Raw genomic sequence first — 11,044 nt, 5'->3', positions numbered from 1 at the left:
TAATGCGTGGCAAGCCAACGTTAAGCTGTTGAGTCGTTTTAAGTGTAATTCGGGGCAGAATTGGTAAAGAGAGTCGTGTAAAATATCGAGTTCGCACATCTTGTTGTCTGATTATTGATTTTTCGCGAAACCATTTGATCATATGACAAGATGTGTATCCACCTTAACTTAATGATTTTTACCAAAATCATTAGGGGATTCATCAGCGCTTTGTCGGTATTGAGCGTGGCAGGCTTTTCCCAGTGCTTCAGGCCTCGCAGGGCCTTGCCCAGGAACCGCTTCGCTGCCTTGGCGCTGCGGGTCGGCGACAGGTAGAAATCGATCGTGTCGCCCCGCTTGTCGACTGCCCGGTACAGGTAGGTCCACTTGCCCCGCACCTTGACGTAGGTTTCATCCAGGCGCCAGCTCGGATCAAAGCCACGCCGCCAGAACCAGCGCAGCCGCTTCTCCATCTCCGGGGCGTAGCACTGGACCCAGCGATAGATCGTCGTATGGTCGACCGAAATGCCGCGTTCCGCCAGCATTTCCTCAAGGTCGCGATAGCTGATCGGATAGCGACAATACCAGCGCACCGCCCACAGGATCACATCACCCTGGAAATGGCGCCACTTGAAATCCGTCATCGTTCCGTCCGTCCAATCTCCGCCAAGCATGCTCAAGCTTCACGATTTTTGCAACAGAGCCCACACGAGTATTGAGCATAGTCGAGATTGGTGCAGATCACTTCTGATATTGAACTGTCAGGAGCTGGCTGCACAACAGCCATTACGCCCAATCAACTGGTGCAGTCGTCTTCTGAAAATGACATTTGGTATCTCTCATAAACGGATGTTTTTGAGAGAACTATCTTCGGCCTTCACACGCACGAAAGGCGGCGAAGCTCCGCCGTTAATCCGTCCGCCGGAGATCTCGCCCAGGCAGGCTGAAGGCCGAGCAAGCCTGACAGGCCCGAAAAGCCCGGCACGGGCGTCGGCGGCGATGACGGCGGCGGCATTATCCAGGGTTGATGATGGAAGTGGAGGATATCGACAACCTCTCGCGCAACCAAGACATCGCGGTCGGACTGCAAGTGATCTTGAAGCCACGGGCCCGTCCCACCCCGACATGGACCTCGATGCCCGAACGGACGTTAGATTTCGAGTTCTAGGCGTTCTGCGATGAAGGTTGGATCCCAGCCGGGATTGAAAGTGTCGACGTGGGTGAATCCGAGCCGCTCGTATAGGCCACGCAGGTTCGGGTGGCAGTCGAGCCGCAGCTTGGCGCACCCCTGCGTTCGCGCGGCATGGCGGCAAGCCTCGATCAGCGCGGAGCTGACACCCCGGCCCGCATGTGTCCGTCGCACCGCGAGCTTGTGCAGATATGCGGCCTCCCCCTTGAGGGCGTCGGGCCAGAACTCGGGATCCTCGGCCGACAAGGTGCAACAGCCGACGATGCCGTCGCTGCAACTCGCGACTAGGAGCTCGGATCTCAGGACGAAGGTCTCCGCGAATGTCCGGTCGATCCGCGCGACGTCCCAGGCGGGCGTTCCCTTGGCGGACATCCACGCCGCAGCGTCGTGCATCAGCCGCACAACCTCGTCGATATCACCCGAGCAGGCGACCCGAACGTTCGGAGGCTCCTCGCTGTCCATTCGCTCCCCTGGCGCGGTATGAACCGCCGCCTCATAGTGCAGTTTGATCCTGACGAGCCCAGCATGTCTGCGCCCACCTTCGCGGAACCTGACCAGGGTCCGCTAGCGGGCGGCCGGAAGGTGAATGCTAGGCATGATCTAACCCTCGGTCTCTGGCGTCGCGACTGCGAAATTTCGCGAGGGTTTCCGAGAAGGTGATTGCGCTTCGCAGATCTCCAGGCGCGTGGGTGCGGACGTAGTCAGCGCCATTGCCGATCGCGTGAAGTTCCGCCGCAAGGCTCGCTGGACCCAGATCCTTTACAGGAAGGCCAACGGTGGCGCCCAAGAAGGATTTCCGCGACACCGAGACCAATAGCGGAAGCCCCAACGCCGACTTCAGCTTTTGAAGGTTCGACAGCACGTGCAGCGATGTTTCCGGTGCGGGGCTCAAGAAAAATCCCATCCCCGGATCGAGGATGAGCCGGTCGGCAGCGACCCCGCTCCGTCGCAAGGCGGAAACCCGCGCCTCGAAGAACCGCACAATCTCGTCGAGCGCGTCTTCGGGTCGAAGGTGACCGGTGCGGGTGGCGATGCCATCCCGCTGCGCTGAGTGCATAACCACCAGCCTGCAGTCCGCCTCAGCAATATCGGGATAGAGCGCAGGGTCAGGAAATCCTTGGATATCGTTCAGGTAGCCCACGCCGCGCTTGAGCGCATAGCGCTGGGTTTCCGGTTGGAAGCTGTCGATTGAAACACGGTGCATCTGATCGGACAGGGCGTCTAAGAGCGGCGCAATACGTCTGATCTCATCGGCCGGCGATACAGGCCTCGCGTCCGGATGGCTGGCGGCCGGTCCGACATCCACGACGTCTGATCCGACTCGCAGCATTTCGATCGCCGCGGTGACAGCGCCGGCGGGGTCTAGCCGCCGGCTCTCATCGAAGAAGGAGTCCTCGGTGAGATTCAGAATGCCGAACACCGTCACCATGGCGTCGGCCTCCGCAGCGACTTCCACGATGGGGATCGGGCGAGCAAAAAGGCAGCAATTATGAGCCCCATACCTACAAAGCCCCACGCATCAAGCTTTTGCCCATGAAGCAACCAGGCAATGGCTGTAATTATGACGACGCCGAGTCCCGACCAGACTGCATAAGCAACACCGACAGGGATGGATTTCAGAACCAGAGAAAGAAAATAAAATGCGATGCCATAACCGATTATGACAACGGCGGAAGGGGCAAGCTTAGTAAAGCCCTCGGTACATTTGTTTTCTGATTTAGTGACAATGGTAAGGAACAGTTATGCAAATCAACTTAAATACTCCGGGCACAGCGGCTACATCAACAATACAAACTGTTGCTCCTGCTGCTCAGGCTAAAACCACCACTACAACAGCACCCTCTACTGCAGACACTGTCACCTTATCTGCTGAAGCAAAGGCGAAGCTGGCTGCAGAGCAGCAAGAATCTAAAGCAATAAATCCAACACTGACTACATTAGGTGGTGGCTGGGGTAATGAACCACCAAAATAAGAGGTAGTTTGTGGGGACATTTATTACGACTCTTGCTGAGTACTTATGGGTGTTGTGCATAGGTTCTCTACTGCTGTCCTTAGTCTGGTCGGCCAGTAAATCTGCACGAATAACCATATTGATACTCACTTTATCGGGATTAGCTCAAGACAGGATTGCTCCTTTGCTGATGGGGATATCTGAAACATCTCCTGAGCTCGCTCGCTTACTTTGGTACCCAAGTTGGGTGATATGTCAAACATTGACGCTTGGTATCATCTGGGTTATTCATAGAAAATTCGTATGGGCGGTTGAACAAATCACTCAATTCATTTGTTTAAGCATCTTGATGCACTCTGTTCTGCAGGTAGCGAGATTCACAGACAGAGTCATATTTGGCACTGATCTATTGGGTGGTATATACAAATATGGAATACCAGCTATAAATATCGCAGCAATTTTAGCGATATTTTTATGGTCCATATCAGGAGCCGTCAAGCACAGAAAGGAACTTCAGGAATGCTGACTTTTGTTATGTCTGCAATTACGTTTGGCTTTTTACTGTTAAGTCTGTTTTTCTACAAGAAGTTGATTGGAATGTCAGATGCATTAAACATTATCGAAAAGCAGGTGGCCGCTGATATGGAGATCCGGGCGCATAGATTATGCCTGCTTGCATACGAAGCGCAACGGTTCGGTAACTCTGTGGATAGACGTGCTTTGGATGAAGAGTTTAAAGATTTTTTGCACCTGTACATTGAAGACTACCAAGCAGAAGTCGCAAAAAAGATCAGAGAACATAAGCTCAGCGAGATTTCTGCCTACGGATTTATTAAATTAGATAAGTAGTCATAACAACAAAGCTGTGGACAAGATCTGTCTTGTCTTATTTTAAATGCCCCCCACTGCTTCTCATAGTGATGCACGCCAGCTTTGGCCACCTTTAGATTTGACTGATGCTGCTTGTTAAGAAAATTCTGAATATCTTGCTGAACCTGATGCACAGCATCCAGTAATTGGGCTAAAGCAAACTCCTCGGCATGAAACACAAAGGTTTTACTGGCAGGTTCAAGCCAGCAAAACATGGCTTCATTATCCATCCAGGTGATCACCTGATTAAAACCGGTTAAATGATGCGCTTGATAACGACGCAGAGCAGTATTATCCCGCACTGAATGATCCAGCTCATCTGCATGACGCCATAACGCCTCATTCCGCAGTGGATGGTTTAGATCAGGCAGGTTGATTTCACTTCGCAGCGCCATGGCTCTATGACACAAATCCAGCCCCAGTTCTCCGCAACACTTGGCGGGCCAGAAAATCCGGGATAATTGATAGCTATGGATCAGAATTAAATGCACGGCATCGTACATATCTTCACAAGCCCGGCGCTGACAATCCCAGTCTTCAGACCAGTCATGTAATTGTTTGATGGCTCTGTCCAGTTGCTGACCAGCCTCAACGACTAACTCAGCTTGCAGTTCTGCCTGCTTCATGTAGACCAATAATTCTTTGGCATCCATTTCAACACTCCTGTAAGACGAGACAACACCCTGATTCGGGTACTCTGTATTTTCAGTGTAGAAAGCAAAAAGTCCTTTGCAAGCTGACAAAACAGAAGCTAAGTTATAGATTTTCCAGTTATTACCTATTAACGGTCCTTCAATAAATCTAAGCTGCTGAGTTCATGTGATATAGCATCTTTTGGATTTTTCAGATTTTTTGTATTTATTTTCAACAATCTGCTGTTCTGTTCAGCAAAAAAGCGAGTCACAAGCTATCGGTTATAAAATAAGATGGCCGTTCTAAACCGGGCTTTCATCAAATAGTTACATCTGTTTTTTAAACTTTGACGTACAATAACTGCCTTTTTCGTTGCTGCAGAGGAATTTTATGCTGGGCTTTTTTGAACGCTTAACCAACCCTTTCCCTGATAAAGAGCCAACTCAGCCACCTCAAGGCCTGTTTGCATTTTGTTTGCATTACAGTCAAGGCATGGTGTTGCCTCTGATCCTGATGTCTATTGCGACAGCCTTACTGGCCGCATTAGAAGTGTCCTTATTTGGCTATATGGGGCAATTAGTCGATTGGTTGGTAACCAAGAATCCGGCTACTTTCTGGCAGGAAGAGCAGGATACCTTGATCACTATGGCCATAGTGATGTTGCTGGTGTTGCCTGGTTTGGTATTTTTTCACTCAGCCCTGATCCACCAAACTATATTGGGTAACTACCCTATGTCGATCCGCTGGCTGGCGCATCGTTATTTACTGAAACAAAGTTTGGGTTTCTACCAGAATGAATTCGCTGGTCGCATCGCCACTAAAGTGATGCAAACGGCTTTGGCAGTGCGCGAAACGGCCACCAAGCTGCTGGATGTGATGGTGTATGTGGTGGTGTATTTTGGCTCTATGTTGTATCTGATCGCCGATGCAGATTGGCGCTTGGTACTGCCGATGATTGCCTGGTTAGTCATATACACCGGCTTGCAGTTTTATTTTGTGCCGAGACTGAAACAAGTTGCAACAGAACAAGCCGATGCCCGTTCAGAAATGACAGGCCGTATTGTCGACAGCTACACCAATATCAGCACTATTAAACTGTTTTCACACACGGCTCGTGAGTCAGAATACGCCCGCGATAGCATGCAGCTGTTTCTGGTGCCTGTGTACAGACAAATGCGACTGGCTACCTGGCTCAATATTTGTGTGCAGGGTCTGAACTATCTGTTGGTGTTCTCTATTGCCACGCTGGCGATATGGCTTTGGTCTGTCAATGCCGTCACTGTGGGCTCTATTGCCATCGCAGTCAGTCTGGCGCTGCGTTTAAATGGTATGTCGCAGTGGATCATGTGGGAAGTCAGTGCACTGTTTGAAAACATAGGTACTGTGGCAGATGGTATTGCGACTTTGTCTCAGCCTCAGCAAATCATCGACAAAGCTGATGCGAAGCCGCTTGAAGTGCCACAAGGTCAGATTGAGTTTAAGCAACTGAACTTTAACTACGGCAAAGCAGCAGGTGAACATGGTCCTGTGATTGATGGTCTGGACTTGTCGATTAAACCCGGTGAAAAAGTAGGTTTAGTCGGCCGTTCTGGTGCTGGTAAATCCACGCTGGTGAACTTACTGCTGCGCTTTTATGATGTCAATTCAGGCCAGATTTTGATAGACGGTCAGGACATCAAAACTGTATCACAGGAAAGTCTTCGCGCTCATATAGCTATGGTGACCCAGGATACCTCCCTGCTACACCGTACTGTAAGGGAAAATATTTTATATGGTCGTCCTGGCGCTACCGAAGCTTTAGTGTACAACCAGAGTCAGCGGCTTAGATAGTGCTGATAGTCTGTTAATTTGGGCTTAGGGCAGAAAGCTTTTTCAATTCAAATTGATACGCAGTCTGAGCAACCTGCGCAATGATAGCTTCATTGGTTCGGCTTGACTCGGCTGAGTCTTTCACAAAAACAGCAACCAGCAAGGGCCGTCCATCAGGCAACAGAATGATACCTAAATCATTAGTGGCCGCAGTTTTTCCGGCTTTGATACCCGAAGTACCAGTTTTATGTGCGACCACAGTACCAGCTGGTAACAAACCTTTTAACCGCTCTGGTCCTGTGGTGGTTTCGACCATCCACTTCCATAACAAAGCCTGCGAGGTTTCAGACAGCTGTGTTTTTTGCTCAAACTTTTTCAGGATCTCTGCAGCACCTTTCATCGAGGTCCAGTTTTGATACTGCACCTGATCATCGGCGTGCATCTGCGCTTCATTTGCGACCACAGCGGTCTCCTTTATACCCATAGACTGGATATAGTCATGCAAAGCAGCTGGTCCACCAACCAGTTCAAATAACAAATCACAGGCCACGTTATCGCTGTGCGAGACCGAGTATTGCAGCAGTTGCTGCACTGGAACACTAAACTCGTCTCCCTGATACGCTTTCATTATCGGAGCCCAGGTATTCTGTAAAACCTTAGCCCTGTTTACGATAACGGTCTGATTTAAATCCAACTTTCCCTGATCAACCTGATGCAGTACCAACATAGCTAAATGCAATTTAAATACACTTTGCATTGGGAATTTTTCAAAAGGATTAATCAGTAAAGGTTCCAGATCGTCAGGCCCCCACACTGCAACGCCTACAGTGGCTTTTTTTCCAATGACTATGGATTCAATTTGCTCTTTTAACAGTGGGGATTGCGCTGAGGTTTCGAATGAACTAAAAGATACCATCAGTAGCGTCGAGGCAGTAACTACAGCTTTTATAATGACATTCATCGGATTGTCCTTTTGATAAGTCGATATGAATTATACAAAAGGCAGCCAAAGCTGCCTTTTTAGGGTATAGGAAGTATAAACCACCTTTTTGGGTATAGGAAGTATAAACCACCTTTTTGCTCCTCATCCGAAGTATCTTACCTGAAATTCCCTCACTCGTTTACCGCTCAAGCCCCAATTTTAACTGCCGGTCCAGCCTAAACCGCTCTAATAAGGTTCGATTTGGCGGTAAAATCTCTAGCCTGATAGCTCGAGAGATACAAACTGCCCCACCGCCCCGTTTAAAAGTTGGCAGTGTTGAGCAGTGTTGGATTTGGGGTCGTCAGTCAAAGAGACGACTCTGTGATGGATCGAACAGGCTGGGAGTCAGTGGCGGCGCTCGTTCTGGTGGCAGCTCACGCTGCTTGGCGGCATTCGCCTTGGCTGTTTTCTGTTTCAGATGCTTGAGAATCTGCTCAATGACCTTCGGATCTTCGATGCTGGCAATCACTTTGACGTGACCGCCGCAGTGTTCGCAGACTTCAATATCAATATTGAAGACTCGCTTGAGGCGTTGCATCCAGGTCATGGCGCGGTGGCGCTCTGCAGGACTCTTGTCACGCCAGTTAGTATCGAGACCTTCCGATTTGTCGGGCTTCTTGCCCCGCTTGGCGGGTGTTACTTGAACTCGGTGTTTGCTGTTCGGTGCAAAGACGCCGTGGAAGCGTGTGAGGTTGACTCGCGGCTTAGGTACCAACGCAGCGAGTTTGGCGATGAAGTCCAGCGGCTCGAAGATCACATGGGTGGTGCCATTGCGGTACGGAGTTTTGAGCTCGTAACGCACCTGCCCATTGGCGGTTAATGCCAGACGTTTTTCTGAAACCGCTGGCCGACTAATGTAGCGACACAAGCGCTCAAGCTTATCCCGCTGATGCGCTTCGGCCATCACACCGGCGTGTAGCGAGAAACCAGCATGGTTGGCTACTCGACTGCTTGAGTCGGCTTTATCCTCACGCCCTGGCAAGGTTTGCAGGGTGAAGACTTTGCGCCCTTGCTGGGGGCCGACGGCAATGCGATACGTAACCGAAGCACCATGTAATTGAGTCAGCGTATCGTCTTCGCCCTCTTCCAGTGTCAACCACGTATTCTCGGCATCACGCTCCAAAATCCCACGCTTTTCCATGCAGCGAGCGATGCGATGGCTGAGGGTGTGAGCGAGCGTATTCAGCTCATCGTAAGTGGGTGCCTTGACACGATGGAAGCGTTGCTTGCCATAGTCATCTTCGGCATAGACACCATCGAGAAACAGCATGTGGTAGTGGACATTGAGATTTAGCGCGGAGCCAAAGCGTTGGATAAGAGTCACTGAGCCAGTTTGTGCAGAGGCTTTGGTGTAACCGGCTTTTTTGATCAGATGAGTTGAGAGTGTACGATAGACGATACTCAAGACCTGGCCCATCAGCTGGGGATGGCGAGCCAGCAAAAAGCGTAGCTGGAAAGGAAAGCTGAGCACCCACTGGCGAATGGGCTCCTTGGGGAAGACTTCGTCTATCAGCAGCGCCGCACTCTCGGCCATCCGGCGGGCACCGCAGCTAGGGCAAAAGCCGCGTCGTTTACAGCTGAAGGCGACCAGACGCTCGTGATGACAATCCTCGCAGCGAACCCGCATGAAACCATACTCCAGACGGCCACATTGGAGGAGGTCGTTGAATTCTTGTTGGATGTAGCGAGGCAGGTGTTGACCTTGGGCTTCGAGTGAGGCTTTGAAGGCTGGGTAGTGCTGCTCAACCAGCTGGTAGAGCAGCGTCTGGTCGGGTTGGTGGCGTTCGTAACCGTTTGTTTGAGTGGGCGATTGACTCGCCGTGGCGTTCCTTGCCAGCGACATGGGTATCCTCCGCTGATACTGTGGTTATGTACAGTATCAGCGGCTTGCGTTCAGACGTCCAGTCTGGCCCTAGACATCGCTAAATGCTTAACCCGCAATAGCCCTCACGAGTTGTTATCAGCCACTACCGGTTGAGCGAGAAGGTTTTGGGTTCAGGGTGCTATTGCTCCACCAATCACAATACTGAAGCCCCAACTGTTATCAGTTGGGGCTTTTTCTTGTCTGTTTGCGGCGGTTGCGTTTTATCGGTAGTCGTCGAGCTCTGCACCATCCCACATAAGAGCTTAACGGTGCGATCTTCAACGCCATCACACAAAACTTTCTTTTTCACGCACAGTCAACTTATTGGATGTTTTATTAACAACCCAAAAGGAGATATTTAGCGGGCGGCCGGAAGGTGAATGCTAGGCATGATCTAACCCTCGGTCTCTGGCGTCGCGACTGCGAAATTTCGCGAGGGTTTCCGAGAAGGTGATTGCGCTTCGCAGATCTCCAGGCGCGTGGGTGCGGACGTAGTCAGCGCCATTGCCGATCGCGTGAAGTTCCGCCGCAAGGCTCGCTGGACCCAGATCCTTTACAGGAAGGCCAACGGTGGCGCCCAAGAAGGATTTCCGCGACACCGAGACCAATAGCGGAAGCCCCAACGCCGACTTCAGCTTTTGAAGGTTCGACAGCACGTGCAGCGATGTTTCCGGTGCGGGGCTCAAGAAAAATCCCATCCCCGGATCGAGGATGAGCCGGTCGGCAGCGACCCCGCTCCGTCGCAAGGCGGAAACCCGCGCCTCGAAGAACCGCACAATCTCGTCGAGCGCGTCTTCGGGTCGAAGGTGACCGGTGCGGGTGGCGATGCCATCCCGCTGCGCTGAGTGCATAACCACCAGCCTGCAGTCCGCCTCAGCAATATCGGGATAGAGCGCAGGGTCAGGAAATCCTTGGATATCGTTCAGGTAGCCCACGCCGCGCTTGAGCGCATAGCGCTGGGTTTCCGGTTGGAAGCTGTCGATTGAAACACGGTGCATCTGATCGGACAGGGCGTCTAAGAGCGGCGCAATACGTCTGATCTCATCGGCCGGCGATACAGGCCTCGCGTCCGGATGGCTGGCGGCCGGTCCGACATCCACGACGTCTGATCCGACTCGCAGCATTTCGATCGCCGCGGTGACAGCGCCGGCGGGGTCTAGCCGCCGGCTCTCATCGAAGAAGGAGTCCTCGGTGAGATTCAGAATGCCGAACACCGTCACCATGGCGTCGGCCTCCGCAGCGACTTCCACGATGGGGATCGGGCGAGCAAAAAGGCAGCAATTATGAGCCCCATACCTACAAAGCCCCACGCATCAAGCTTTTGCCCATGAAGCAACCAGGCAATGGCTGTAATTATGACGACGCCGAGTCCCGACCAGACTGCATAAGCAACACCGACAGGGATGGATTTCAGAACCAGAGAAAGAAAATAAAATGCGATGCCATAACCGATTATGACAACGGCGGAAGGGGCAAGCTTAGTAAAGCCCTCGCTAGATTTTAATGCGGATGTTGCGATTACTTCGCCAACTATTGCGATAACAAGAAAAAGCCAGCCTTTCATGATATATCTCCCAATTTGTGTAGGGCTTATTATGCACGCTTAAAAATAATAAAAGCAGACTTGACCTGATAGTTTGGCTGTGAGCAATTATGTGCTTAGTGCATCTAACGCTTGAGTTAAGCCGCGCCGCGAAGCGGCGTCGGCTTGAACGAATTGTTAGACATTATTTGCCGACTACCTTGGTGATCTCGCCTTTCACGTA

12 protein-coding genes and 2 pseudogenes are annotated in these 11,044 nt (G+C 51.4%); 3 read left to right on the top strand and 11 right to left on the bottom strand.

Going from position 1 to position 11,044, the window contains the following annotated elements:
* From G6Q48_RS22330 to G6Q48_RS21135, 6 genes and pseudogenes are all read right to left on the bottom strand, one after another.
* A partial coding sequence (locus G6Q48_RS22330) for a hypothetical protein (RefSeq protein WP_228516233.1) occupies window positions 1-99 on the bottom strand: 99 nt, incomplete at its 3' end.
* A 107-nt stretch (window positions 100-206) separates the two neighbouring features.
* Window positions 207-623: pseudogene (locus G6Q48_RS21155) on the bottom strand (IS6-like element IS6100 family transposase); the annotation flags it as partial.
* A gap of 117 nt (window positions 624-740) precedes the next feature.
* Window positions 741-809: pseudogene (locus tag G6Q48_RS23140) on the bottom strand (EAL domain-containing protein); the annotation flags it as partial.
* A 320-nt stretch (window positions 810-1,129) separates the two neighbouring features.
* Window positions 1,130-1,630, bottom strand: a complete 501-nt coding sequence (locus tag G6Q48_RS21145; RefSeq protein WP_000376623.1) for a GNAT family N-acetyltransferase — start codon at window positions 1,628-1,630, stop codon at window positions 1,130-1,132.
* A gap of 127 nt (window positions 1,631-1,757) precedes the next feature.
* Window positions 1,758-2,597, bottom strand: coding sequence for a sulfonamide-resistant dihydropteroate synthase Sul1 (sul1, locus tag G6Q48_RS21140; protein ID WP_000259031.1), 840 nt, complete (start codon window positions 2,595-2,597; stop codon window positions 1,758-1,760).
* Window positions 2,591-2,908 carry a DMT family transporter gene (locus tag G6Q48_RS21135; RefSeq protein WP_071211019.1) on the bottom strand — a complete coding sequence of 106 codons (318 nt, stop codon included), beginning with the start codon at window positions 2,906-2,908 and terminating at the stop codon, window positions 2,591-2,593. The genes sul1 (G6Q48_RS21140) and G6Q48_RS21135 overlap by 7 nt, the downstream gene beginning before the upstream one ends.
* A gap of 2 nt (window positions 2,909-2,910) precedes the next feature.
* Here G6Q48_RS21135 and G6Q48_RS21130 point away from each other — a divergent pair, with 2 nt between their 5' ends.
* On the top strand, window positions 2,911-3,141 hold the full coding sequence (locus tag G6Q48_RS21130; RefSeq protein WP_032495677.1) for a hypothetical protein: 231 nt from the start codon (window positions 2,911-2,913) through the stop codon (window positions 3,139-3,141).
* A 498-nt stretch (window positions 3,142-3,639) separates the two neighbouring features.
* Window positions 3,640-3,969, top strand: coding sequence for a hypothetical protein (locus G6Q48_RS21125; RefSeq protein ID WP_033917513.1), 330 nt, complete (start codon window positions 3,640-3,642; stop codon window positions 3,967-3,969).
* On the opposite strand, the gene G6Q48_RS21120 is transcribed toward G6Q48_RS21125, so the two are convergent.
* Window positions 3,942-4,643, bottom strand: a complete 702-nt coding sequence (locus tag G6Q48_RS21120) for a hypothetical protein (RefSeq protein ID WP_032495674.1) — start codon at window positions 4,641-4,643, stop codon at window positions 3,942-3,944. The genes G6Q48_RS21125 and G6Q48_RS21120 overlap by 28 nt on opposite strands.
* Window positions 4,644-5,013: 370 nt before the next feature.
* On the opposite strand from G6Q48_RS21120, the gene G6Q48_RS21115 reads away from it, so the two are divergent.
* Entirely contained in the window at window positions 5,014-6,453 is a 1,440-nt protein-coding gene (locus G6Q48_RS21115) for an ABC transporter ATP-binding protein (RefSeq protein WP_207393061.1), read from the top strand.
* A gap of 13 nt (window positions 6,454-6,466) precedes the next feature.
* On the opposite strand, the gene G6Q48_RS21110 is transcribed toward G6Q48_RS21115, so the two are convergent.
* The 4 genes from G6Q48_RS21110 to G6Q48_RS21095 form a co-directional block, all read right to left on the bottom strand.
* Window positions 6,467-7,393 (bottom strand): inhibitor-resistant extended-spectrum class A beta-lactamase PER-1, encoded by a 927-nt coding sequence (locus tag G6Q48_RS21110; protein ID WP_001100753.1) that lies wholly within the window; start codon window positions 7,391-7,393, stop codon window positions 6,467-6,469.
* Between the two features lie 322 nt (window positions 7,394-7,715).
* Window positions 7,716-9,257: an IS91-like element ISCR1 family transposase gene (locus tag G6Q48_RS21105; protein WP_000050481.1), complete on the bottom strand. Its 1,542-nt coding sequence runs from the start codon at window positions 9,255-9,257 to the stop codon at window positions 7,716-7,718.
* 404 nt (window positions 9,258-9,661) lie between these two features.
* Window positions 9,662-10,501, bottom strand: coding sequence for a sulfonamide-resistant dihydropteroate synthase Sul1 (gene sul1 / locus G6Q48_RS21100; RefSeq protein WP_000259031.1), 840 nt, complete (start codon window positions 10,499-10,501; stop codon window positions 9,662-9,664).
* On the bottom strand, window positions 10,495-10,842 hold the full coding sequence (locus G6Q48_RS21095; protein WP_000679427.1) for a quaternary ammonium compound efflux SMR transporter QacE delta 1: 348 nt from the start codon (window positions 10,840-10,842) through the stop codon (window positions 10,495-10,497). The genes sul1 (G6Q48_RS21100) and G6Q48_RS21095 overlap by 7 nt, the downstream gene beginning before the upstream one ends.
* Window positions 10,843-11,044 lie beyond the last annotated feature (202 nt).

The sequence above is a fragment of the Providencia sp. M-27 genome (genome assembly GCF_011077905.1).
GTDB classification, from domain to species: Bacteria; Pseudomonadota; Gammaproteobacteria; order Enterobacterales; family Enterobacteriaceae; genus Providencia; species Providencia huaxiensis.
Note: the sequence above shows the minus strand (reverse complement) of the source record. Positions and strands in the feature narration are given on the sequence as shown.